The 25,727-nt window shown below is 46.1% G+C and carries 21 protein-coding genes; 13 read left to right on the top strand and 8 right to left on the bottom strand.

Annotated features, from left to right (window positions below):
• Positions 1-16: 16 nt before the first annotated feature.
• From V7051_RS02425 to V7051_RS02410, 4 genes are all read right to left on the bottom strand, one after another.
• A complete protein-coding gene (locus V7051_RS02425) occupies positions 17-1,492 on the bottom strand; it encodes a hypothetical protein (RefSeq protein WP_333873275.1) in 1,476 nt (491 codons plus the stop codon).
• Positions 1,489-2,832, bottom strand: a complete 1,344-nt coding sequence (locus V7051_RS02420) for a ParA family protein (RefSeq protein WP_333873276.1) — start codon at positions 2,830-2,832, stop codon at positions 1,489-1,491. Before V7051_RS02420 ends, V7051_RS02425 begins: the two co-directional genes overlap by 4 nt.
• On the bottom strand, positions 2,829-3,275 hold the full coding sequence (locus V7051_RS02415) for a hypothetical protein (RefSeq protein ID WP_333873277.1): 447 nt from the start codon (positions 3,273-3,275) through the stop codon (positions 2,829-2,831). Before V7051_RS02415 ends, V7051_RS02420 begins: the two co-directional genes overlap by 4 nt.
• Positions 3,276-3,795: 520 nt before the next feature.
• Positions 3,796-6,366 carry a chemotaxis protein CheW gene (locus V7051_RS02410; RefSeq protein ID WP_333873278.1) on the bottom strand — a complete coding sequence of 857 codons (2,571 nt, stop codon included), beginning with the start codon at positions 6,364-6,366 and terminating at the stop codon, positions 3,796-3,798.
• 466 nt (positions 6,367-6,832) lie between these two features.
• Here V7051_RS02410 and V7051_RS02405 point away from each other — a divergent pair, with 466 nt between their 5' ends.
• From V7051_RS02405 to V7051_RS02385, 5 genes are all read left to right on the top strand, one after another.
• Positions 6,833-7,837 (top strand): amidoligase family protein, encoded by a 1,005-nt coding sequence (locus V7051_RS02405; RefSeq protein WP_333873279.1) that lies wholly within the window; start codon positions 6,833-6,835, stop codon positions 7,835-7,837.
• Entirely contained in the window at positions 7,810-8,493 is a 684-nt protein-coding gene (locus tag V7051_RS02400) for a gamma-glutamyl-gamma-aminobutyrate hydrolase family protein (RefSeq protein WP_333873280.1), read from the top strand. Before V7051_RS02405 ends, V7051_RS02400 begins: the two co-directional genes overlap by 28 nt.
• On the top strand, positions 8,490-8,915 hold the full coding sequence (locus tag V7051_RS02395; RefSeq protein WP_333873281.1) for a YqaA family protein: 426 nt from the start codon (positions 8,490-8,492) through the stop codon (positions 8,913-8,915). Before V7051_RS02400 ends, V7051_RS02395 begins: the two co-directional genes overlap by 4 nt.
• Positions 8,916-9,018: 103 nt before the next feature.
• Positions 9,019-10,539: an acetaldehyde dehydrogenase ExaC gene (gene exaC / locus V7051_RS02390; protein WP_333873282.1), complete on the top strand. Its 1,521-nt coding sequence runs from the start codon at positions 9,019-9,021 to the stop codon at positions 10,537-10,539.
• 323 nt (positions 10,540-10,862) lie between these two features.
• On the top strand, positions 10,863-11,864 hold the full coding sequence (locus V7051_RS02385) for a sterol desaturase family protein (RefSeq protein WP_333873283.1): 1,002 nt from the start codon (positions 10,863-10,865) through the stop codon (positions 11,862-11,864).
• A 75-nt stretch (positions 11,865-11,939) separates the two neighbouring features.
• On the opposite strand, the gene msrA is transcribed toward V7051_RS02385, so the two are convergent.
• Both msrA and V7051_RS02375 read right to left on the bottom strand, forming a co-directional pair.
• Positions 11,940-12,563 (bottom strand): peptide-methionine (S)-S-oxide reductase MsrA, encoded by a 624-nt coding sequence (gene msrA / locus V7051_RS02380; RefSeq protein ID WP_333873284.1) that lies wholly within the window; start codon positions 12,561-12,563, stop codon positions 11,940-11,942.
• An 81-nt stretch (positions 12,564-12,644) separates the two neighbouring features.
• The gene (locus tag V7051_RS02375; RefSeq protein ID WP_333873285.1) at positions 12,645-13,595 is read right to left on the bottom strand and encodes a cyclic nucleotide-binding domain-containing protein; all 951 of its coding nucleotides are present in this window, start codon (positions 13,593-13,595) and stop codon (positions 12,645-12,647) included.
• A gap of 268 nt (positions 13,596-13,863) precedes the next feature.
• On the opposite strand from V7051_RS02375, the gene V7051_RS02370 reads away from it, so the two are divergent.
• From V7051_RS02370 to V7051_RS02360, 3 genes are all read left to right on the top strand, one after another.
• On the top strand, positions 13,864-15,972 hold the full coding sequence (locus V7051_RS02370; protein WP_333873286.1) for a hypothetical protein: 2,109 nt from the start codon (positions 13,864-13,866) through the stop codon (positions 15,970-15,972).
• 118 nt (positions 15,973-16,090) lie between these two features.
• Positions 16,091-17,230, top strand: a complete 1,140-nt coding sequence (locus V7051_RS02365; protein WP_333873287.1) for a PilT/PilU family type 4a pilus ATPase — start codon at positions 16,091-16,093, stop codon at positions 17,228-17,230.
• Between the two features lie 71 nt (positions 17,231-17,301).
• Positions 17,302-18,726, top strand: a complete 1,425-nt coding sequence (locus V7051_RS02360; protein WP_333873288.1) for a PilT/PilU family type 4a pilus ATPase — start codon at positions 17,302-17,304, stop codon at positions 18,724-18,726.
• Between the two features lie 81 nt (positions 18,727-18,807).
• Here V7051_RS02360 and V7051_RS02355 read toward each other — a convergent pair whose 3' ends face one another.
• Both V7051_RS02355 and V7051_RS02350 read right to left on the bottom strand, forming a co-directional pair.
• Positions 18,808-20,322, bottom strand: coding sequence for a hypothetical protein (locus tag V7051_RS02355; RefSeq protein ID WP_333873289.1), 1,515 nt, complete (start codon positions 20,320-20,322; stop codon positions 18,808-18,810).
• Between the two features lie 289 nt (positions 20,323-20,611).
• Positions 20,612-20,749, bottom strand: coding sequence for a hypothetical protein (locus tag V7051_RS02350; RefSeq protein WP_333873290.1), 138 nt, complete (start codon positions 20,747-20,749; stop codon positions 20,612-20,614).
• 482 nt (positions 20,750-21,231) lie between these two features.
• On the opposite strand from V7051_RS02350, the gene V7051_RS02345 reads away from it, so the two are divergent.
• From V7051_RS02345 to argJ, 5 genes are read left to right on the top strand one after another with little or no spacing between them, the layout of a single operon-like run.
• On the top strand, positions 21,232-22,278 hold the full coding sequence (locus V7051_RS02345) for a tRNA (5-methylaminomethyl-2-thiouridylate)-methyltransferase (protein WP_333873291.1): 1,047 nt from the start codon (positions 21,232-21,234) through the stop codon (positions 22,276-22,278).
• Entirely contained in the window at positions 22,275-22,502 is a 228-nt protein-coding gene (locus V7051_RS02340; protein ID WP_333873292.1) for a sulfurtransferase TusA family protein, read from the top strand. The genes V7051_RS02345 and V7051_RS02340 overlap by 4 nt, the downstream gene beginning before the upstream one ends.
• Positions 22,502-23,647, top strand: coding sequence for a cation diffusion facilitator family transporter (locus V7051_RS02335; protein ID WP_333873293.1), 1,146 nt, complete (start codon positions 22,502-22,504; stop codon positions 23,645-23,647). The genes V7051_RS02340 and V7051_RS02335 overlap by 1 nt, the downstream gene beginning before the upstream one ends.
• Positions 23,648-23,685: 38 nt before the next feature.
• Positions 23,686-24,453 carry a nucleotidyltransferase domain-containing protein gene (locus V7051_RS02330; RefSeq protein WP_333873294.1) on the top strand — a complete coding sequence of 256 codons (768 nt, stop codon included), beginning with the start codon at positions 23,686-23,688 and terminating at the stop codon, positions 24,451-24,453.
• A 3-nt stretch (positions 24,454-24,456) separates the two neighbouring features.
• On the top strand, positions 24,457-25,671 hold the full coding sequence (argJ, locus tag V7051_RS02325) for a bifunctional glutamate N-acetyltransferase/amino-acid acetyltransferase ArgJ (RefSeq protein ID WP_333873295.1): 1,215 nt from the start codon (positions 24,457-24,459) through the stop codon (positions 25,669-25,671).
• The last annotated feature ends 56 nt before the right edge of the window (positions 25,672-25,727 follow it).

Raw genomic sequence — 25,727 nt, 5'->3', positions numbered from 1 at the left:
CCATTATGGCATTATTTTACTTAAGTGGTTTAACGCCGCCTCGCCGACCGAACCCAAAAGCAATGCGGTATACGTCGGGCATTTGAATACGCCGGTCAGAGAGTTGCTGAATTACCCCCAAATCAGCTAAGTCTTTTAATATGCCCTGTTCGCCTTCTTCAATATGTGGAGGGGGAAGCCTTACTTCATTTTCCTCGCATGCTGTTTGTAACTTGCTAATAGTCTTGTCCTTTTTCCAAAGTTGAATTATCTCTTTAGGTTCGCATGGCACCGTGATTTTGCTGCGTAGCGGCTGCATAAGCGTTTCAACCCACGGATAGTCTTCTCGGGTGATTTCATCGACTCGAATTCTGGAAGCTTCCTGAACACCAGCGTTAATTGCGCTGTAGTGCAAGGCGAATGGCCAGTCTATATGTGGTTCGTCATTTTCGACCGCAAAACGTAATGCGGCTGCAAAACTACGAGGACTGACTTGATCCCGGCCATCAATTAGATGATTCGGCAACCAAGTATAAGGAGCCCCTCGTTTTGGACCACTTCCCATCCATGGTCCCGTAATGGCATGAAATATCTCACGTTGCAAGTCTTCATCGGTACGCATGTTTTGGGGTAACTGCCATGCTTGGGTATTTTTGTCTTGTTTCCAAGTTTGTGAAAAAAGTTTTTTACACTGAAATCGAAACATCTTTCCCTGAGTATCGGCATTACCCAAACATTGAAAAAGCAATGCATAAAGATCAACACGTCGCCAGTTAAGAAGAACTTTTTTTGCTAACAATTTTGATGAGTCAGGAAAAGCCAATATACCTCGGTCCTCCAACATGTCCGAGCGCACAAACAGCTTTAACCGGATTGCGCGACTGGCGCGAAAATCCAAAGCAAGTTGGAATAGTGATCGCGCAAGCGGTCGAATAGATGGCCAATCGTTGGCCAGACGGTCAAGGCCATCAAACAAAATCAAGCAGGTTTGATTTTGATGGGCTAATTGAAAGTCAACATCATCCAATAGATTGTCGTAATCCTCAGGGTTTTCCTTCACCCAATTTACCATTGTCGTCCACTTTCCCGGTGCATTCGGAAAAGGTTCAGGAAACCCAGCATGAACGGCAATGACTGCTTGCCAAATATGACGGGGATCATGCTCTTTAATCAGGTTTGCCATTGTATCTTTACCAGGAGCATCTTTAGGCCCCAAACCAACGCCGAGCCCTTGGGAAATTTTTAGATTACTGGTGATTCTCGTTTCAGGAAAAACTGAGGCTAAGTAATCACGATGCTGCTTGGAATTTAGTACTGCCCACCAATGGCTTTTCCCAACTCCACGTATCCCTTCAACAATGATATTTTCAGGGTCGAGAGCCCGCGCATGGCTAGGAGGCACATACGTAAACTGAGGGGTTCTAGTCGGTTTAGCAGCAGGTTGATCATTGGCTGGTAAGGCTTCGCGCAATGCTTTTCGCATTACCTGTTGCGGAAAATAGTCTTGACTCACGATGCACGGTCCCCAATCAATTGAATGGCTTTATCCATGAAATTTCCGAAACTGGCTTCTATTTCTGCTTCTGAAAAAAGTCCTTGTTGGCCAAGCAGCTTGGGATCAAACTCTTGAAAACGATTGTTCCAGTTAATACGAAGTGGATAATGCGGCGCATTTTCGATTTCGATGTCGAAATTGAACAAGTCTCTGAAACCTAAAGTATTTGATGGATGATCTGCTGGAGAAGGCGGAATTTCTTCATACAGCGTTTCTGAAAACAATTGGTATGACTGTTCCAAAAAGTGTCTGGCACGTTTTGATTGATCGGCTTCGGGAAATAGTGCCTGAACGATAGCTAAACGTTCCCTCACATTACGCGCAATTTCAGGGAAAGATTGCCAATGTGAAAACAGCAAACGATAACCCTGCCAGGATTGTTCGGTATCTGTTGCAAATAAGAATGCCGTGGTTGCTAAACCCACGATGCTGACGGCAGCAAGATCATGTAATCCAGCTCGACTATCGATTAACACTACATCAGGTTGTTCTGTTTCTTCGAGTTTATCGACTAAGTGGCGGATGCGCTGGGTGAAAGCCTCGGCTTTGCCGTTTATAGCTACGTCCCCGTATGCCCGCGACAATTTATCCAGATAGCTGGTATCGTCAATTCCCATTGCCGCAGCAATGCGAATCTCACTTTGGGTATATTCAGACAAAGGACTCACTGAAATCATTCGGCGCAATACTTCATCACCTTGGCCTAAAGCATCTTCAATCAGCCAATCGACAACGCCGAAATCGGCCAAACGATCCTGCGGTAACAGCAAACCCGACAAACCAGGAGACTCAAGATCAAGGTCGATCAGTAAAACTTTTTTACCTGAATTTGCCAATTTATAGGCCAGCATTGCCAGCGCCGTTGAACGCCCCACACCGCCTTTAATTCCAAAAAATACAAGGCGTGGTTTTTTTGTTTTATGGGATTCTTCATGCGAGTCCCAATCCTGTCCTGTGACCTGTCGATTCAATATTCGAACAGTTTTATCTCCATTAGGCTGTACCCATTGTAGGATTTCGGGACTTTTAAAAATGCTGTCGGGATCAAAAAAGTCATCACGAGAAAGGACGTTTTTTCCTTCGCCGTTGTTATAGACGCCTAAAGCCAATAAACTTTGATCCAGCTTGGCAATTATTTCATCGGTATCGCTGCTTCGCGGCATGTCCAACGCAATTCTGATGCGGCCGTGAATATCGCGTATCACCAGAGGCTCTACATCTGGCGGCAAGGTTTGCGCAGACAAGATGTTGGCTACTTTGGGCAAAACATCATTGAAAAAAATCTTGTTGCGGCTCATATCAAAACTCCATCGCTGATGGCTATATCCATCATTTGCATCATCTCTGTCGCCGCTCCTTTCCATGCTGGCAAAGATGAGGGGATCTGGTGTTGATCATAGTATCTATGATCAACAGACCAATCCACAAAAGAACCAATATTAGGGATCAGCGCAAGGTACTTTGCTCCGCTACGTCCCGAAGTACTAACATCGATTTGCGTTTTTATCGTTACGAGTTGGTCAATGTGTTTCCGAATACTTGTCTCACCAGTTGGTGGATTTCTGATTGGCGAACCTTCAGCATCAGTGGGATAGCCATGTGAAATCAGCAATGCTTTGATTCCGCATTCCGCACAAAATCCATATAACTGACCCGCGTTAGCTAGGCGGCTATTATTTTCCAACAAGCAGGCATCTTGATAATGGCGTTTTGCTGAAGCTGGAAAATCAATTACTGGCATTAGTTATGTTCCTAAGAATTAATTGCTAGATTTCATCTGGTTGCACTTAAGTGTAGCGAATTTGAATCGTGTTTGACTAATTTCATTATCACTGCCGATATCGAGCGAAATAACTTCTTTTTTGTAATGATCATTTTCAGAGTTATCCGATGCTGATTGATCGATACGTAGGTAAAGACTTTAAGCCCTCGGTTAATGTGTTTGACGATTATTATACGTGATGGGTTGTATAATAATTGCTTCTTTGCAAATTGATTAAGAATATTCTCCACTTTTAATATGTTATCAAGAATCAATAAAAAGAAACGTTATTCAACGTCTGTCGACAATGATAGATTCTTCGTTCACATATGTCGTATAGGAATGCTACTGAGGTGGATTGTGGCTCGTAGTGCAAGCTACCTAGTTCCCACGGGAAACCTATGGGAACTAGAAACTTGATTTTAGTTATGTATTGGAGGGGATGGAGCCTGTCTACTTTGTCCCAAATATTAAAAAACCAGCTGCGAATCGGTCTTGATTATTGCTTACGAACCGAAGCCAGAATCAAGTCCTGATTTAATACAATAAGCATTTTCCCGGTCGTGTTGCTTTCAGGGATGTTGACCAGTGATTTTACATAGCCGCCATCGCCGCGCAATAATTCATTAATCTGCTGGATTTGCGATTTTTCAAAGCTGGGAATGGCATCAAGCCCGTCAACCAACAGGCCGATAGGGCCTACTTGGGTTCGAACGACGACGATTGCACCGGTCGTTATCTCCTGCCTATCCTGATCAACGGGCTTTTGGGTCAGAATTCTGCCGTCAATCACAATAATCGGGATTTTTTCATTGATGCCTTCGGGACTGTTATCGCAATACATAACGCTGCCGACAATATAGGATTTCACGCCGGGCAGGGCGTTGATCATTGTAACGTCCATGGCTTCGAGTACGTCGCAGGCAAGAAAGGCATAGACTTCCGAGCCGATATAGAACGTTGCCAGATCGACGACATCACCGGTTATCGGCTCTTGCGGATAAGTGATCGCTACGCGTTGTTCGGAGCCTGTGTTCTCGGCTTTTTCTCCGATCGGGATAAACACGAAGGCCGCCACGTCATTATGGTAGTCGCCAGTGGTTTTAAACTCGCGGTATCCGCGTGACGAGTAGCAGCCGACAGCATAGTACTTCTTGTTATAAAGCACGATTTTGGATTTTCCTGTGCCTTCCTGCAATTCAAAAAACTCAGGGTCTATCCAAAGAACTTCACCATTTTTGTAATTGGAGCCTTCGGTTGACGCAATGATGCGGCCGCTGGGCCGTTCGACAAACAGGCCGAAAGCGCCCGGTTTATCAGGCAGGCAATCTTCAAGCATGTGTTTGAATTCGATCGTGGAGTCAAAAACGATGCCGATACCGCCAACCACTTTATTCATGTCATCAATATGACGGATCGCGGCATTGTAAATATAAGTTGGATTGCTCTCGTACAGCCAGGAGTTTTCAAACATCGATACGCGGTATTCCTGCGGCGAACGCAACGAAAAAGTCTCTTGTGCGTAGGAAGCGTTCACTTGTCTGCCTACCGCATCGACCGGGTCGTTATGCAGATTGGACTCGGCTACGATAGTGCCTTTGATGTCATAAATAAACAGGCGCGTATAGACGGTGTAAAGCTTGTTGATGTAGATCAGGATATCGGTGATTTTTTCTTTATCGTCAGGGCTCAGGCGGCCTTCGGATAAAATGCGACGGATTTCCGAAGTCAGGGCCCACCATCGGCAATCATTGCTGCGCTCGTACAGGTTGCGATCCATAATGTCGATCATCAGCCGCGCGATGGATTCGGCATTGCGAAGCTCGGAGGTAATCATTGTGGTGTGCAACTTACTGCTGGAATCGGCAAGTGCCTGAGCTGTACGTGCTCCCATCGAGCGAAGCTGTTTTAGGATTGCTTTCAGCGATAAAAGATTGCCGTGCTCGTTAGTCGCCATGACTTGGCCATTCCAGATGACCCGGTGCAGGAACATATTGATGCCTTCCGCTGCACCGGCAATGATGCCGGAGAGTTCGGGCGACAGCGAGTCGCCATGGCGGAGAATTTCGGCATTGATCTCCTTGTCGGATGCAGACGCGTGGAATGCGCTATGCAATGGAATCATGGTGTGTCCGTACCATTCTTGGCCGGCATAACCTTGATAGGGCCGGCCTCTGTGCGTTACCGACAGATATTCGCGTCCGGCAAAGTCGATCACGCCGTAGTGATGGCCTTCAGGAACCGCTTCAATATACCGGCCAATCGGTACATGATCCTGGTCGCTGGTGGCAATGACCACCGAATCGGCATTCAGCAGCAACATGACGGCTTTGTCGCCTTTCTTTTGCAGGCTGCGAAATATGCCTTCCATCTCGTTATCGAAGCGGAACGATAGGCACAAAACGCCAATGACCGAGTCATCCACCGGATCGACGATACGTTTTGAATAAATCAGGCTTCGGTCTGTACCGGGCCGGAGACTGGTTTTACCGAAGGTTTCAACATAGTCGTCCAATGAGTTTAAGGTCCGGCGGATGATCGGATCGGAAATACCTTGAGCTGTTGTTGATGTGTTGCGGTCAAGCCGGGTCAGAATGCGGCTGTCGGTATCCAGAATGATAATGTCGTCGTAGACGGTATATTTTGAACCGTACTCGTCAAGGAGTTGGTTAATTGAATCTATATCTGTCGTTTCGCCTTTTATCGAGGCCTGGACAAAATTGCAGATATCGGCATTGGTAGCCAGAAAGCCTATGTCGGCAGTGCGCTCATACAGGTTGCGCACCAGGATATCTATCGAAACCTGCGCTTTGGATTCAAGTTCAAGACAGGTTTTTTTAATTTCTTCGGAAACCAGCTGGCTGGTTAGTTTGCTTTCAAGATCGCCAAAGCCTTTTTTTGTGGCTTCCATGGCCGGCAATATGGTTGCGGCTTCTGTGGGGCAACTGATTTCCGCAATGGCGGAAATCAGTCCCCAGGTTCCGTTCAAGTCGCGAAGAATTTCCTTGCATTGGGTAACGCTACGAATATAGGGGGAAAAGGTTTCGAAACGTTCAGCTTCTGACAGCATGTAATTTATCCTTGGTTGTGCGTTAAAAATGAGACAAGACGTAATTATAAAAGCCAAGATGCACGTTGTGATAAGCAATAATTACGCCATGGCATATATTACCTTATGTAGATGAGGTCTGAACGGATGCTGTTCAATACTGGTCTCTTAGGAAAGCACAAAAATGGGGCAAAAAATGAGTATGAATTGCTATTGTTGTGCGCGATATCTCGATTTGTTAATGAAACTTGATCGTCCATCTATGGCGAACGATAGGATTGCTTCGTCAGTCCTGTGCTATTCGAAAATTACGCGCTTTACCGGTTGTTCATTCTAAGTACTTAGACTTATTGATCTTTGTTGATCCGGCGAGATAATGAGTAGCCCTTTCAGAAACCGTTCAAGTTACCGACTCGGCAATTAAGATTAGCGCTTTTAATTTGATTCCGGTTTTCGGTTCCATCAATAGCTATTAAAAAAGGCAGCTATGAATCAGACGTGTCATTTCCTTCTTCCACCGATCAGTGCCAAAGTATCCGGGGAAATGAGACGTGTAGGTGTAGAACTTGAGTTTTCCGGACTGACTCTTGAACACATTGCCCGGCTGATTAACGAACAGTTCGGCGGCACTGTTATAACGGAGAGTGCTTATGAAAGCACGATTACGGACACGAGCTTGGGCGATTTTAAAGTTGAACTTGATTTTCAATATTTGAAGAAAAAAGGCCGCTACAAGCAGGATGCAGAGGCTTTTTGGGCTCAGCTTGATGAATGGTCTGAGTTTATTGTGCGCATCGCAGCCGAACAGATCGTACCGTTTGAAATCGTTTCGCCGCCGATTCGGATGGATAGGCTCGGTGAACTGGAACTATTGATCCAGCGCTTGCGGGAATCGGGCGCCCAAGGTACAGACAGTGGCACATTGAATGCTTTTGGCTTGCATTTCAATCCGGAATTGCCGAGCTTGGACCATGAAACCATTGTTTCTTATCTCAAAGCTTTTCTTTGTCTTCATGACTGGCTGGTTCACTATAGCGAGATCGACTTGACCCGCTCGATGACCGGCTATATTTCCCCGTTTCCGGATGATTATATCCGTCAAGTGATTGATTTGGATTACCATCCCGAGCAGGACAGGTTAATCGATGATTATCTGATAGCCAATCCTACCCGTAACCGGGCCTTGGATATGTTGCCGTTATTTACCTATCTCGATAAAACCCGAACGCTGTCGATCATTGACGATAAGCGTGTTCACGCCCGCCCAACTTTGCATTACCGGCTGCCCAACTGCCAAATCGATAAGCCCGGCTGGAATATCGATGTGGATTGGCATAATTGGTTAATGGTTGAAAAGCTGGCCTGCAATACCGAGTGTTTGAATGTAATATGCCAGGCGTACATGAAATTTCTGGACAGGCCTTTAGCCGAACTGTTTCAGGATTGGAGAGAGACGGTTGAGGTATGCCTGAAACGTTATTGCGTCCTGTAATTGGCGTAACGGGGCCTGACCAAGGCGGGGATCATGCCTGGTATTTTACCCGCTGTGCCATTGTCCGGGCCGGGGGCAAGCCTCTACGGCTCACACCCAAAAACTCGCATTTGAATGAGGTCTTAGATGGCATCGTAATCGGCGGCGGCGATGATATTTATCCTACGCTTTACGAATCAGAGGTATTGCCTAATACACGTTATGACAAGGGGCGGGATATGTTCGAATTAATTCATATCGAAAAAGCTTTGAAGCAGAATATACCGATGCTGGCTATCTGCCGTGGCGAGCAATTACTTAACACCTATCTGGGCGGCAATTTGCATCAGGATTTACGTAAACTGCGGCACTTTACCCGAAACCGCTGGACGGTATTGCCGTTAAAAACGCTATTAGTGGAGCCGGACAGCCAACTGAAGGAGCTGCTGGGGACTACCCGCTGCCGGATTAACAGTCTGCATAGCCAAGCCATTGATCAGTTGGGCAGAGGGTTAAGAATTGTAGGTCGTGATTTGGATGATATTGTGCAGGCGGTAGAAGACCCGTCGCGACCATTTTTGATCGGGGTTCAATGGCATCCGGAATATTTATTCTACATATCGCGTCAACGTAATCTTTTTCGTGCGCTGGTTCAATCCGCGCGTCAGCTGATATGACCGCTTATTTGGGTTTATTCGGCGTCAGTTTTCTGGCCGCCACGCTGATTCCGTTTTATTCGGAAGTGGCGTTGGTGGGTTTGCTGGCAGCCGGTTATGATCCTTGGCTACTTTGGTTGTTTGCATCGGCAGGCAATACCTTAGGCGCTGTCGTCAACTGGGTTTTAGGCCGTTATCTGTTATATTTCGAACACCGCCGCTGGTTTCCATTCCCATCCTCGAAATTGCATCGCTACCAGCGCTGGTACCAGCATTTCGGCGTTTGGTCGCTATTATTAGCTTGGTTGCCGGTGGGTGGAGACGCCTTAACTTTTATCGCCGGCATCATGAGGGTGCATCTTGGTATTTTCCTAATTCTGGTCGGCTTCGGCAAAAGCCTGCGTTATGCGGTCATCATCTTATTATCAGGCCAAATTTTTTGATGGCCTGTAATAGCAATATCGGATTTTATTGATTGTCGTAATCCAAGCCACTCAACGATGATAGAATCAAACTTCCATCATCCTTATTTTCCAGGCAAAAGCCATGCTTTATATCGAACCGAATCAGCCAGGCAGTAAAGTTAACTTTAAATCCCGTTATCAAAACTTTATCGGCGGCAGTTGGGTCGGTCCGGTCAAGGGCCAGTATTTTGACAATTCAAGTCCGGTTAACGGCAAGGTTTTCTGCGAAATACCCAGATCCGGCGCCGAAGATATTGAACTGGCGCTGGATGCGGCGCATGCGGTCAGCGCAACCTGGGGAGAAACGTCGGTCACGGAACGATCGAATATTTTATTAAAAATAGCCGACCGCATTGAAGAAAACCTTGAAACACTGGCGGTTGCGGAAACCTGGGATAACGGCAAAGCGGTACGCGAAACGCTGGCCGCAGACATTCCGCTGTGCGTCGATCACTTCCGCTATTTTGCCGGATGCATTCGCGCCCAGGAAGGTTCAATCGGAGAAATCGACAAAAATACCGTTGCTTACCATTTTCATGAGCCGCTGGGTGTGGTCGGACAGATTATTCCGTGGAATTTTCCGTTGCTGATGGCCTGCTGGAAATTAGCGCCGGCCTTGGCCGCAGGCAACTGTGTGATCATGAAACCGGCTGAACAAACTCCGGCGTCTATATTGGTGATGATGGAATTAATTGGCGATTTATTGCCCGCAGGCGTGGTGAATATTGTCAACGGCTATGGCGCGGAAGCAGGGCAGGCATTAGCGACCAGCACCCGGATTGCAAAAATAGCCTTTACCGGCTCGACGCCTGTCGGTTCGCATATTCTTAAATGCGCGGCGGAAAACATTATCCCGTCAACCGTTGAGTTGGGCGGAAAGTCGCCGAACATTTTTTTTGAAGATGTGTTGAACCAGGAAGAAGCGTTTATCAGCAAATGCATAGAAGGTGCGGTGCTGGCTTTTTTCAATCAGGGTGAAGTGTGCACCTGTCCATCGCGTTTGTTGGTACAGGAATCTATTTATGATGAATTTATCGCTAAAGTCATTGCGCGGGCCAAACAGATTAAACGCGGCAATCCGCTGGATACCGAAACGATGGTCGGCGCGCAAGCCTCCAAGCAACAGTTCGACAAGATTCTGGGCTATCTGCAAATCGGCAAAGATGAAGGTGCGGAAGTTTTAATCGGCGGTAAGGCCGAGTCTTTAGAAGGCGGGTTCTCGGAAGGCTATTATATTGAGCCGACAATTATGAAAGGCGGCAACAAGATGCGAATTTTCCAGGAAGAGATTTTTGGTCCTGTGATATCGGTTACCACGTTTAAGGATGAAGCTGAAGCGTTAGAGATTGCCAACGACACTCAGTTTGGTTTGGGCGCGGGTGTCTGGACTCACGATATGAATCGCGCCTACCGTATGGGGCGTGGCATTCAGGCCGGTCGGGTATGGGTTAACTGTTATCACCATTATCCGGCTCATGCGGCTTTCGGCGGTTATAAAAAATCGGGTGTGGGCCGTGAAAACCACAAGATGATGCTGAATCATTATCAGCAAACCAAGAACATGCTGGTCAGTTACGATATTAGCCCCTTGGGTTTTTTCTAGACTCGATTGTTGGTCGGCATTGCCGGAATCGTCTCCGGCAATGCCAATGCCCCTTGTCCGTCTTGGCGAAATCGAGCGTCAAACGGGATAAAAAATCTTTTTATGTGGCCCGGTTGAAACTTGAACATGCATTGCGTGTTTTTTAGAATAATAATCAAGTCTCGCTGCTTTTCCCGATAGCGGTAAGAGCTGAACGTTCTGAATATTGGAGCATTTTAGGCACAATAAAGGTCAAGCGGCGGCACTATTATTCTTTATATAATTTCCAGTTAAGATAACTTTGTTCTAATCATTTACATCAGTTTTGTAATGAGGAGGCCACGATGTTAAACGAACTTAAATCTTCAATTACCCTGCTTCAATCTTATCTAACGTGGATTGTCGAGATATATTCAGGCGGGATAGTAACATTTCTCCTGTGCCTGTTTTTTGCGCTGTTTGTGTTGCTTGAGTTTTACTTCCCTAGAGAAGAGCTGTTCATCAAACAATTGCAGCAGTCTTATCGGACGAACATCGAGCTGTTTGCCTTTAACAGTATTGTCATGTCGCTATTGGCGATTCCATCGTTATGGATTTTGGCTGAGCAATACGCTGACAAGGGACTGCTCAGCCACATCTCGAATTCGGCATGGAAAGCGATTCTTTCGTTTTTAGCGATGGACTTAGCGCTGTATCTCTTGCATAAAGCCAGTCACAGCTTCGATTATTTGTGGGTATTTCACAAGGTGCATCACAATGATCCTTGCCTGAACGTTTCGACCGCATTTCGGGCGCATGTTATAGAAATTATCATCATCAACCTGATGAAGGCGATGTTGATTGTTATTTTAGGGATACAAGGCGGAGTGATGCTGGTGAATGAGGCGATCATTACGTTTTTTACCATGCTGCATCACACCAATATTACATTCTGGGGAGAGCGGTTTTTGGGACGGGTAATTATTACGCCGTATTTGCATCGTGTTCACCATTCAACCCAACGTGACGAGCATGATCGTAATTACGGCTCGGTATTGTCAATATGGGATTGCTTATTCGGTACTCTGGCAGAATTGAAGCCGGCCCAAATAGGTATTAAGGGAAGCTCGCCGCAAAATCTGGTCAATCTGATAAAGTACGGTTTTACAATGAAGCACCGCTCATCCGCTCAGACTGTTAACTTGGATGTAATGATCGCTGAAGCGGCTTATTACAAAGCTGAAAAACGCGGCTTTCATCCGGGCAATGAACTTAAAGATTGGCTGGAAGCAAAACGTGAAATTATCAGGTCGGTTTACGATGAGAAACAGGCTGAAGATAAGCTAATCGAGACATGCGATGGTTGAGCGGGTGAAGTGTCACGGCAAATCGTATCCGTTGTCTCTGAGTCGGATTAACTGGGAAATAATGGGGAAGGGACTTTAGTGTTCGGGTTCGCTTCCCCATAACTCCTTTAAACGTTGATCTCTGCCACAGGTGTAGCGGTAATACTTATAACGCACCGGATTTTTGCGATAGTAATATTGATGGTATTCCTCGGCGGGATAGAATGCAGAGGCGGCAACGATCCGGGTGACAATAGGGTCTTTGAAAGGCTTGGACTGCGTCAGTTCAGCTTTGGATTGCTCGGCCTGCCGTCGCTGTTCCGCGTCCTGGTAAAAAATTTCCGCGCGGTATTCGGGGCCGATGTCACAGAATTGGCGATTCGTGACGGTAGGGTCAACATTGTGCCAAAAGACCTCCAGTAGTTTGGTATAACTAATTTTAGCGGGATCGTAGAGTACCTGTATGGCTTCGACATGGCCGGTTCCACCTGCCGAGACTTCTTCATAAGTCGGATTTTGGCTATGTCCACCGGTATATCCGGCAATGACCTCGACTACCCCCGGCAGATTATCGAAAGCCGCTACCATGCACCAGAAACATCCTCCGGCGAAGGTCGCCTTGTTTATATCCGTTCCAGCCGTAGCGGCAACGGTAGCTCCCGACCCAAGTCCAAAGATACCAAGTAGCATTAATCTGAGTAAAAGGATGGAATGTTTCATGGTTTATCTTTCGCCTTCTAAATCAAATGCTTTAGGGTGGCTGATGTTATCTTAATCTTAGGCTTGATTACAAGCCGTCAGTCAGCCTTCTTTAAGCTTATCCAAAACCTGGGTTAGTTTTTCCAACTGTTTGTGCAAGGCCCGGATTTGTCTTTCTGCATGTTGCTTGTCGAACTCCAGCTTCAAGCATTTATCGGTGAGTTGTTGGTTCGTCGCTTTGAGCGCTTCGACTTCCGATTGAAGCAATCTTACGGGATTATCCTGGACATCGCTGGAAATGCCGGCAGGCTGTTTTAGTTCGCGTTCCCGATGGATCGTTTCGGAGTGGCGGCCCGCGACAACCTCAATTTTATCCGCCGGTTCGGGCTTAATTCCCGCGATGCCTCCTCGCAAAATCATGGCGTTGATTTTATTGCGGAGCAGCAAAAATACCGCGGCCTCGCTGGTTTTGCCATCACCGCAAACCACAATGATCGGTTTTTGACGATTTAATGTTTTAAGTTGCATTCTTAACGAGAAAAAAGGCTCATTGATACTGCCGTCAAGATGGTAGTTTTCATAATCGTCCGGCGAACGTACATCCAGCAATATAGCTCCTTGCTTTAACGCTGCCCGCATCTCCAGGTAAGTAACAAACGATAAAGAAGGCTCTTTTATTAAGGATACGAATTGTTGTTTATTGAGCCGTAATAAAGATATGTCTGTCAGTGCCGTAATCGTTACGTTTCTGGGTGCATCGGAAAGCAGTGAGTCCTCGCCGAAAGTATCGCCGGTTGCCAGTTGGGCCAATCTAATTTCTTTTGCGTTGGGCGACGGTCTGCGTGTTAATTCGCATTGCCCGTTTTTAATCAGGTAGTAATAATCCCCGATGCCTCCTTGATCGACAATAACTTCGCCTTTATTAAAATGGACGGCTTCCAGGCTCATTAATATTTTTTGTAAATTGGTAGGCGGGAGGCGTTGAAAAATAGGCGATCTTAATAATGCTGTCATCCAGTCGTCTGGATCGTCTTGAGACTCTTCTATAAACATTTAATTGTTGTCCTTTGGGTTAAATCGAGCGCGTCGCGTATGTCTTTCCGTTAGCCGTTTTAATACAGGACGCAGAGATTAAGCAGTTGGCGGTATGATTAATAGTATGGGATGCGACTAATCAACTCAGCTTGATGGTAGCTTTGGAATGTACCATTATTAACCCCCGTCTGTTAAGATTTGCATTTTTTTGCCGTATGTCCTGCGCTTTGCTTGTTTAAATAAGCACGATAATAACCACCAACTGATATTTTGTGGAGAAAAAACCATGGCTTCTTACGATGTTTTCATAAAAGGAATTCGCCCTGAAAGAATGGATGAGGCGGAGCAAATCAAAAAGAAGGCTAGTCAGGTTTTCAAAATTGAAGAGCAGCAACTCGAAGCATTATGGAGTACGCCCAGTGGGCTGTGCATTCGCCGTAATATCAGTGGAGAAGAGGCTGAGCAAGTTCAAATCACGCTATCGAAAGCAGGGCTTGTTTGTCTTTATCGCCCCGGAGGATCGGGCTTAAATATTTCTTTGGTAGAAAAGACCGAGGAAAAAGCGCTGACAAAGCGCGACTTTACTTGCCCATATTGCGAAATAAAAATAACCTTGGATCAAGGTGAACCAGACCCCGTCAAATGCCCCGAGTGTTCCGGTATTATTGCTAAGTACGCAGAAGCAAAAGAAAGAAAAGAGATAAGAGACAGGCTGTTAAATTCGAAAATGGCCATAGAAAAACGTGAAATGAAGGCAAGTAGAGAAGAGGCAGAGAAAAAGCGTAAGAAAGAAATTGAAGAAGAAATCGCCCAGGAAATTTTCGGTAAAAAAAGTAAAAAACCCAGTAAAACCTTGCTGATTGCAGGAGGCGTCGCCATTGTTGTCGCATCAGGGGCGAGTTATTTCTTAGGCGGCGCCAGTGAGGTAACGAATGTCGCTGCTCCTTCCGCTCCAGCCGGGGAAGCTGCCGGTGAGGGTGCAGCGGCACCATCAGGGACGGAGCCGCCTGTCGATGCGCAAATGGCATTGCAGGATGTGCATGATAAAGCCAATAACGTACTTGGCGCATTCGGCTTGGATGCCGATAATCTTGGCAAGAACGCAGGTAAGGCAACTGCATCGTCAGGAACGACAAAGTTGGTCTCCACACCTCCGAGTGCTGTTTCTACCAATACGAGCGACGCGAAAAAAGCGGCTCAACCTGGAGACAACAATGCTCCTGCACCGACAGTTACGCTGCTGCATGATGGCGAAAACAATCAAGAGTGGGATTTATTTTTAAATCAACGTATCACCCAGTTAATCGCGAACAATAACGTAGCCGATGCCTATAAGTTGACCCAGTACCTTGTCGATACGGAAGACTACATCAACGCCATGGGTAAACTCTTGGCACAGGCGCAGCTAAGCAATCAAGACAAGCTGATTAATGATATTACGGCTGCCATAGAAACCCGAATTAACATGCTGCCTGCGGCTAAGCAAGCCGAGTACTTGGCACAGGCAGGGCTGTACCAACTGCGTATTACTAAAAAGAATGATTGGCTGAGCCGTGCGGAAGCAACGTGGAAACAAATCCAAAATCCGGATGAGCAGCTGGAGGCGGCGTTAAAAATTGCCGTTTACAACTCTAAGGCAGGCAACATTGACACCGCTAATAATTATTTCAGCCAAGCCGATAGCCTGCTGGCGAAAACTGCATCGGCCGACAAACAAGTTAGTGCGCGTGCGGCTATGGCGCGGGCTTACTATGATGTTAATGACAGCGCCAATGCTTCTAAATGGCTTGCCAGCACCGAGCCGCTTATGCCCGAAGCGACTGCTGCAAGCCTTAAAGAACTGATTGGAAGCTTTGCTTATATTAATCAATTGCAAACAACGACATTGCAAAACATTGCTAAAGAAAAACAAGGCGAACTGCTTTATCGTGCCGTTCAAGTATCGCTTAAAAGCAATGCGATTGATAAAGCCGCAAGCATTGGCAACGACATTCAGGATCCGATTTATAATGCGTTAGCCGCCGATTTGATTGCCAGTTACCAACCCGATGCGGCCGGTGCTGCTTTGGATTCAGCCGAGAAGCAGCTGCAAGCTATTAATCTGCCGACCGATAAAGCCATTGTTGCCAGTCGCCTGGCAAGACATTACGCTCGAATGGGCAATACTCAAAAGGCCTCGGAATTACTCAAAGCGGTAGAGCAGCAATTCAGCAGTTTGCCCGCATCCAGCACAAAAGATGATGTCGTCGCTATCATCGTCAAAAATTTTGCACAGGCGCTGCAATTTGATACGGCTGATAATTTGACAATTTTTATTCAATCAGCAACCGTTAAATCTTCGGTTAATAACGATATTAACCAGATTAAGGGTATTGGCGGATTGCTTGCTAAATAAAATCAAGGATAAAAATGCTTTGTGTATTTTTTATGTTTAAAAATTAAAATTATAATCAACCGAGTTTTACCCCGTTTCGGGTAAAACAAATATAGCCAATCAACACAGGGGGAAGTCAATGGAAAGAAAAGAAGCGATGGACTTTATGATTAAGTTGCTCAAACTTATGTTACATAAAGAAGGATCTGATTTATTTATTACCGCCGGATTTCCACCTGCAATAAAAGTTAAAGGCAAGATGACGCCGGTCTCGCAGCAAGCTTTATCGGCTAATGACTCCAAAGCGCTGACGCAGTGCATCATGAATGACAAGCAGCTCAAGGAGTTCGAAGAAACCCAAGAATGCAATTTTGCTATCGCGCCTGCCGGACTCTCCCGGTTCCGGGTCAATGCCTATGTTCAGCAAGGCTGCCAAGGATTGGTTATCCGGGTTATTGCCGCGGAAATACCCAATTTCGACAAATTGGGTTTGCCGCCTATTTTAAAAGACGTGATGATGAACAAAAACGGCCTGGTCATCATGGTCGGCGGTACCGGCTCCGGTAAATCGACGTCGATGGCGGCAATGATCGACCATCGCAATGCGAACAGTTACGGTCATATCATTACCCTGGAAGATCCGATCGAATACGTTCATACCCATAAAAATTGCGTCATCATGCAAAGAGAAGTCGGCGTCGATACCAAGAGTTGGGAGGCCGGGCTGCACAATACCTTGCGTCAGGCTCCCGATGTGATTGTGCTCGGCGAAATTCGCGATGAAGAGATTATGAATTACGGGCTGGAATTTTCCCAGACCGGGCATTTGGCTTTGGCCACCCTGCATGCGAATAATGCCAATCAGGCCATCGACCGGATTTTGGGTTTCTTTCCGATAGCGAAACAGGCGAAATTGATGCAGGACATTTCGGTCAATTTGCGCGCGATTATTTCCCAGCGTCTGGTTAAAACCGTTGACGGCGGCCGTTGCGCGGCTATTGAGATTTTATTAAATACACCGTTAATTTCAGATTATATTGCCAAAGGCGAAGCTTCCAGCATCAAGCCATTGATGGCCAAATCCCGCGAGCTGGGCATGCAAACCTTCGATCAAGCCTTATTGGAGCTTTATCAATCAGGCAAAATAGGTTACGAAGAAGCCTTAAGAAATGCCGACTCCCAAAATGAGCTGCGCTTGCAGATCAAATTAGCCTCCGGTGAAGATAGAACTGTCGGCGGGCTTTCGTTGCAATCGAAAGAGGACGGCGGCGACGAGTAATGAATCAGCTACGTGCTAACTTATTCGCGCCGATTTAAAACTCTCTTCCACTCTAAAACCCAGATACTGATATGACTCTGACGCCCTATTTGAAATTAATGCTGGAAAAAAATGCGGACAGCTTGTCTTTAAAAGCGGGATCTCCAGCACTTTTGAGATTATCCGGAGAAGAATATCCTCTCGGTAAGAATGAGCTAAGCTCGAATATCATCAAAGAAATCACCTTTAGCCTGATTAATGACGCCCAAAAGCAGGAGTTAGTCCAGAATAAGGCGCTAACTTTTCATTGCAACGCGCCTGACGGCGAGAAATTTACCGCTAGCGCCAAGGTCGAAGATAACGGCTTGGTGCTGTTCATTGTCCCCGAGTCAGCGCTGGCAAAAGCCGAACCTGATCCTGCCGGCTACCGGATTTTGGGTGCAATGCCGGAAGACGATTTAAACATCCTGCCGTATTTGCAGGAGATGAGCCGGTTAAATGCCTCGGACTTGTTTTTAACGGTCGGCTCGCCGGTTAAAGCCAAAATTTTCGGCCGGGCCGTGGCGCTGGATGATTTCCTGCTGACGCCCGAGTTAACCAAATCGGGCGCTTTCGGGATTATGACCCAGCAGCAAATCGACGAGTTTTTAGTGACTAAGGACTTGGATTTTGCGATCAGCCTGCCGGACGGCAGTGCGCGTTTTCGCGCCAATGCCTTTTATCAGCGTAAAACCGTCGGTTTGGTGATGCGCCTGATTCCTTCGGTCATTCCTACCGGCAAGGATTTAGGCACGCCGGATATTTTAATGGAATTGATCATGGCCAAGCGCGGCCTGTTGCTGATGGTAGGCGGCACCGGTTCGGGCAAATCGACCACGCTGGCGGCGATGATCAACCACCGTAACGCGAATTCGGCCGGTCATATCCTGACCATTGAAGACCCGGTCGAATTCTCGCACCCGAACCTGAAATCCATCGTCAATCAGCGCGAAGTCGGCGTCGATACCGAATCCTATGCCCGAGCGCTAAAAGCCTGTCTGCGGGAAGCGCCGGACGTTATCTTAATCGGCGAGATTCGCGACCGTGAAACCATGTCGGCCGTGTTGGAGCTGGCCAATACCGGCCACTTATGCATCTCGACCATGCACGCAAACAACGCCAACCAAGCCATGGAGCGGGTCATCAACATGTACCCGCACGATCATCATGCGCAATTGTTCATGGACCTGGCTACCAATTTAAATGCGGTTATTTCCCAACGCCTGATTCCGGATACGGCCGGAAAGCGCTGTGCGGCGATTGAAGTGATGATCAACACCCCTCATATAGCAAACCTGATTTTAAAAGGCGACTTGAGCGAAATTAAATCGGCGATGACCTCAAGCGGCAGCAAAGGCATGAAGACATTTGACGACGCGTTGTTCGGTCTGTACAAAGACGGACGGATCAGTCTGGAAGAAGCATTGAAAAATGCCGATTCCAGTAATGATCTGGAAGCCAGGATTAATTTTGGTTGATAAAGGGCGGTTTCGCGCAAGCAAACCGCCAACTGATGCGCAATATCCAAAATAAGCGATTAAAAAACACCGCTAGCCAAATTAGTGGTCAGGGTCAGACAAGATCATCCCGATCACGGCGGATTGCTGGCGCGAATCCGCCTTACAGCTTTCGTGCTTCAGCACATCGTACGGCCCTATCGTTTTATTAATCGTACCCAGCTCTTTATAAGATTTTGCATCCTTAAGAATTTCTAACTCTTTATGTTCAAGGTATGTTTTTGATAGGTTTTTAACTATCCCTGTCCACCCAATTTTTTTAAAAACTAAAGTATTGACTAAAAAATTTAGCTCTAAATTTATACGAAATAATTCATCAAATTCTAACTCCTCCATATTATTGCCATGAAGAAAATCATTTCTATATTTTATAATTTTTTTATCTTCAGGACTAAGAGGAATATTTAATATTTCATAAGGCTTATATAATTTATCTTGATTTGTTAGGCTATTAATGTTTTTTAATCTAGCTTCTATAGCGTGTGGAATTATCCCTAATTTTTTGGATTTAAAAAAATCCTTAGCTAAATCAACTAACGCTTTTACCAATTCTTTTGCATTTCCTTTGTCTTTAATAGGAGCAATATTATCTTCATTGTCTTGAGATATTATGTTTGTTATTCTTTCCAATGCTACAGAATATAATGCGCCTGTTGAAAGAAGAGATAGGCTATTTTTGGTATTATTAACCTCTAAAATAGAAAAAATAACATTTGCAAAATTACGATCATCATTCATCATGTAACAAAAATCAGAAAACATTTTTTTTGTAATTGCTTTTAATTTACTTTCAATTTCTCTAATTTCATCATTTTTCTTAAACTCCCCATCTTCGAAAGTAAATGGCTCACCTGTAAAATATTCATAAGCATTTAAACTAAAGAGAGCATAATTTGTTTTGTAAGTACCTAAAAATGAAGAATTAAATCTGATTCCTGTAAAAGCATCACTTTCATTTTCGTATGAAAAGAAGTATCCATAATCCAAAGGCACATAACCCGTTATAAATCCAAATGCCGCTAGAATAACTCTGCTTAACTGATTAAACTCTTCATAACCTATCGAATTTAGAATTTCTAAAATAAAAAAATCATTCAACTGATAGAGTTGAAAGTTTTTTTTTTTAAAACCAAAGCTGATTCCATTCATAAAATATGTTTTTTTATTGTCATTCATTCCTACTAAGTTGCTAAAGTAGTTATGAAACATTATATTTTTTGTATTTGGAATTATTGGAATTAAAAGTTTAAATAAAGAATTATCCTCTTTAAAATTTTCAGTTTTCCATTCACTAATAGATAAATAAATGGTTTCATCAAAAGGGCTAGCTTTTGTCACGCGAGATTTAATAATTTTTATATTTTCTTCATTAATATAAATATCGCTCTCATTAATATTGTAAAATCTTAACTCATTTGACTCTGGAAAATTTTCTTTCTTAATTTCTTGGTATTCATAATTTTTTTCTGACTTCCGTAACTTATCATTTTTTTCAAAAGAACCGATGAGTTGAGATTCTTTTGTTAAGTCTCTTTTCATATAACCATTATCTATCATTATTTTCTCTTATTTTTTTAAGTTTTAATTGCCCTGCTTTTTGTATGTTTAAACAAACGACAGAAAAGTCCCACGAGATTTTCACAAATGATATGGATTAAGATACAAGGGTATTTACAGCGTATCAATAAGCCGGGTAGGCCGGACAACAGCTTTCCGTTGCCCGACATTTGAAGCTCAAAGCAGCTTGACTAACACGGCAACAATGCCAATAGCTACAGCTATGAGAGTGCCTAGCTTGATGATAAGACGTTGTTCAAGATCGCGCATTTCATGGTGCATATTTTCTTTAAGTAACCAGATCTTTGAGATTGACTTCCAGTACCTCGGACAGCGCAACGGCCTCAGCTTCCGCCTGTGCGGACGGGACACCGGCGGCTTTGAGAGTATTGGCGAATTTCAAAGTATCAAATGTAATCGTGGTCATGAGATGGCCTTCTGCTTTAAATTTGGTATTCAGTTTACCACGCTTGACATGCGCGGCAAATCGTCGGGTTGCTGATTGTGATAGACGCTGTTAGTCAAAGGCTGATGAGCAGCTTAAGAGATAAAAAACTAAACGACAACTATTTAATACCTGCCCGCCGTTTTAGCGGAATAACCTAACGCGAAGCTCCGTTGGAGCGTTGAGTTAGGCTTCGTTGTGATGCAATTTCAAGTCCTTGTAGAATGTGCCGACGAAATAAACGCATCAATCTCGATCGATGCACTTCTCGTGCAGAGCATCCTACGCGCCGGATTAAGCAGCTTGTTTTGTATCATCAAACGCGTCATGCGTTCAGCTCCATCTGGAATCAGGCGCTATCGCCAAGTTATTATTTATCGTTCCCTAGCCCCATATGGCGGATTGAAAACCAAAGTGGAAGATAAGCCGGTATAATAAGCAAATTTTCCCAATTTTTGAGTGATATGAGTAAACAAAGAAAAGCAGTGGCATTAATTTCCGGCGGACTGGATTCAATGCTGGCGGCTAAAACCATCATGGAGCAGGGCGTTCATGTCGAAGGCATCAACTTCTTTACCGGTTTTTGCGTGGAAGGCCACACCCATGCGATCAGGGCCAGCGACAAGGCCAAGCCTAAACGCAACAATTCCTTATGGGTCGCCGAACAGCTGGGCATGAAGCTGCATATCGTCGATGTGATCGAAGAATACAAAGATGTGCTGATCAACCCTAAACACGGCTACGGCGCAAACATGAATCCTTGCCTCGATTGCAAGATTTTCATGGTCAACAAGGCCAAGCAATGGCTGGTCGAAAACGATTTCGACTTCATCATCACCGGAGAAGTGATCGGCCAACGGCCGATGTCGCAACGCAAAGCGACGATGCCGATAATCTCCAAAGAATCTGGGGCCGATGATTTATTATTGCGGCCTTTGTGCGCCAAGAACCTGCCTGCAACCCTGCCGGAACGCGAAGGCTGGGTCGATCGGGAAAAACTGCATGATTTTAGCGGACGTTCGCGCAAACCGCAGATGGCGATGGCCGAAGGTTTCGGCTTTGATGAATATGCCCAGCCTGCGGGCGGCTGTTGTTTTTTGACCGACGCCAGTTATTCGTCAAAATTGGTCGATCTATGGAAAGCGCGCGACGGCGATAAGCAATACGACCTGGATGATGTGATGCTGCTGAAAGTCGGCAGGCACATCAGGCCGGAGCGTAACTTTAAAGTGATTGTCGCCAGGGAAGAAGGCGAAGGCCGTTTTATGCAGGGCTACAAAAAAGAGTTTATCACCCTGCATTGCGCCAGTCATGCCGGTCCCTTGGTGTTGGTGGACGGTACGCCTTCCGCGGAGGATTTATTTCTGGCGGCGAGAATTACCGCCCGGTACGGCCAAGGGCGAGATGCCGAACAAGTCGATGTGAGCGTTGCCGGTAAAGACGGTTCTGAAATGATTATTCAGGTTAAGCCGTTTGCTGCGGACGAAATTCCGCAAGAATGGTTTATATGAACAGAGAAATTTTAAATGCTCGTCGCCTGCTGTGTCCGTTGCCGGTCATTCGCACCCAGGATAAAGTCAAACAGCTCAAAACGGGCGACCAGCTGGAGGTTATTTGCACCGATCCCGGCGTGATGCAGGACATTCCGGCCTGGTGCCGAATTAATGGACATAAGGTATTGGAAACCGTTTCAGGCGATCATGAATACATTATTATCCTGGAAGTGGGCGGGTAATGGCTGAGGCTGTCGATGCCGTAACAATGGATAAGTTAAAAGCTAGGGCCAGCTATGTCGGCGCGGCGATTAACGTTCTCCAGACGCTGATCAAAATCGGCTTCGGCATCCTCGGGCAGTCTGCGGCTTTGATTGCCGACGGCATTCATTCATTATCGGACCTGCTCAGCGATCTGCTGGTTATTATTGCGGTCAGGTTGGGCAGCCGCGAAGCCGATCTTGATCATCCCTACGGTCACCGTCGTTATGAAACCATAGCGACAGTCATTTTGGGTTTTAGCTTAATCGGGATCGGCGGCGCTATCGTCTGGTCGGTCATGCAGCGCATGGCGGATACTGAGCATCTGCCGGTGCCGAACATGTTGTCATTGGGCGTTGCGACGCTTTCAATCCTGATTAATGAGTGGCTGTACCAATACACCAAGCGCATCGCCAAAAAGACCCGGTCCAAATTGCTGCTAGCCAATGCCTGGCATCAGCGCAGCGATGCGATCTCATCTCTGGTGGTTTTATTCGGCATAGGCGCGGTGATGATGGGCTATCCGTTGGCCGATGGTATTGCCGCCGTTGTGGTTGCGTTGATGGTGGCTAAAATCGGTTTGAACCTGGTGTTCGAGAGCATCAAGGAACTGGTCGATACCTCGTTGCCGCCAGCACTGGTCGCTGACATCAGGACGGCTATTCATGCGATTGACGGCGTTGAAGGCATCCATTTATTACGCACCCGGCAAATGGGCGAGGATGCATTGATTGATGCACATATCGTCGTCGATCCCCGCATTACCGTTTCGGAAGGCCATATGATCGGCGATATAGTCAGGGACGATTTGATCAGGCGTTTTGACGACGTAATGGACGTGCTGGTGCATGTCGATCCAGAAGATGACCAAGGTTTGTTGGACTGTTCCAGGCCGTTGTCTCGCGGCGATGTGAAAAAATTACTGGATCGTTATCTGGCTGATTTTAAGTCGGCCATAGAAGATTTCAGGATTCATTATCTGGACGGCCAGATTGAAGTGGAGGTGATCTTGCCTTTTGCGCTCAGTCAGCAGCCGCAGCAGTTACAAAAGATCAGGACACAATGCAAGCTGATGTGTATGAAAGTTAAAAAGATTGATAATGTGTTTGTGTTTTTTAAAGTTTGATCCGTTAAAAGCCAGTTTTGCAGGATAGGTTATAAATAATGCGATTAACCCTATTTGAGATAAGTGCTATACAACGCAGTGCCCACGGCATATTCGGCGATACAGTAAAGGTATATCTTTTTGGCAGCAGGGTAGATGATAATAAAAAAGGCGGGGATATAGATTTGTATCTTGTGCCTGAGAATAAAGACAATTTGTATGAGAAAAAGATCAAATTTTTAAGCGCATTGGACATAGCTTTAGGCGAGCAAAAAATAGATGTTGTTATCGCCAAAGACAAAACCCGGCCCATAGAAAAAGAAGCGATTGAAACAGGAATAGAATTGAATCTAGATAACTTAAAAATCGAGAAGATTTTCAAGGAATGCGCCAAGCATCTGCAAAGGATAAACGAAGCCCATAGCGATATGTCGGCCTTTATGCCGCTGACTGCGACTAAATATGAAAACTTATCCAAAGATCAAGTGCAGGCGATAGACCAGTATTTATTCAGGTTTGCAAAGCTGCAAGACAGCATGGGGGAGAAACTGTTTAAGGTGTTGGTGGGCAAGTTTGAACAGAATGCCGATAAGTTACCCTTTTTGGATATTATTAAAAGAATGGAAAAATATATCGATATGGATATTGTCAATGAATGGCAGGATTTGAGGAATATAAGAAATCAGTTGTCGCATGAATATGAAGACGATGCTATTGAAATGGCCAATAGCATCAATCTGATTTATGCAAAAAAAGAAGTTATTGAAGGCATTTATTTAGCGATAAAAGCCAAGTGTTATCCAACCACTCAGTCTAACGAGGCTTAACTTATGGCAGTAGGGCAGTGCAGTTTTCCGACCATGCACGAAGTACCGGGAATAACGCTGGGTACAGCGAATGCGGGCATCAAGCAAACCGTCAGGGATGACATCCTGGTGCTTCAAATGGCCGAGCATTCAACCTGTGCGGCGGTTTTTACCCAAAACGCTTTTTGCGCCGCGCCCGTGCATGTTGCAAAAGCCAATCTGGCGCATAGCCCGCGCTGGTTGCTGATTAATTCCGGCAATGCCAATGCCGGTACCGGCGAACAGGGCATGAAAGATGCGTTGGCGACCTGTTCCGATTTGGCCGAGGTTGTCGATGGGCTTGCGACACAAGTGCTGCCTTTTTCTACCGGCGTCATCGGCCAATCGTTGCCGGTGGGCAAAATCAAAGCCGCGTTGCGGGAAGCCGTCGGCAACCTGGATACAGGCAACTGGGACAAGGCCGCCCAAGCGATCATGACTACCGATACCTTCCCGAAAGGCGTATCCAAAGTCATCGAGATCGACGGTCAAACTATTACCATCAACGGCATTTCCAAAGGCGCGGGCATGATTCAGCCGAACATGGCGACGATGCTGGGTTTTATGGCGACCGACGCGAAAATCGATCAGGCGCTGTTGCAGGAATGCTTGGCGGCGGCTGTCGAGCAATCGTTCAACCGCATCACCGTCGACGGCGACACCTCGACTAACGACGCCTGCGTATTGATGGCCAGCGGTTGCTCGTTAGTTCCTGAAATTAAGCCGGACAGCGAAAATTATAAGATTTTTGCCAATGCCGTAATGACTGTTTGCAAACAACTGGCCGAAGCCATCATCAGGGACGGCGAGGGAGCAACCAAGCTGATGCGCATCGTCGTCGAGCAAGCCTTGACCGATGAAGAAGCGGTGCGCGTCGGTAAAACTATCGCCCATTCGCCGTTGGTGAAAACCGCTTTTTTCGCCAGCGACCCGAATTGGGGACGGATACTGGCGGCAGTCGGCCGCGCCGGCGTCGAAAACATGGTGTTGGAAGACGTGCAGCTGTATCTGGACGACGTTTGCATCGTCAAAAACGGCGGCAGAGCCGACGACTACACCGAAGAAGCCGGGCAGCGGGTGATGAATCAGGAAGAAATCACTGTGACCGTCAAACTGGGCCGTGGCGATGCAGTACAGGAAGTCTTAACCTGTGATTTTTCGTATGATTACGTGAAGATCAATGCGGAATATAGGACTTAAGCACTGTAGGGGCGACTTCAGTCGCCCTCGTTACTCCAGTACTCGCCTTTAGACAT

This window comes from Methylobacter sp. (genome assembly GCF_036845245.1).
Taxonomy (GTDB): domain Bacteria; phylum Pseudomonadota; class Gammaproteobacteria; order Methylococcales; family Methylomonadaceae; genus Methylobacter_A.
Note: the sequence above shows the minus strand (reverse complement) of the source record. Positions and strands in the feature narration are given on the sequence as shown.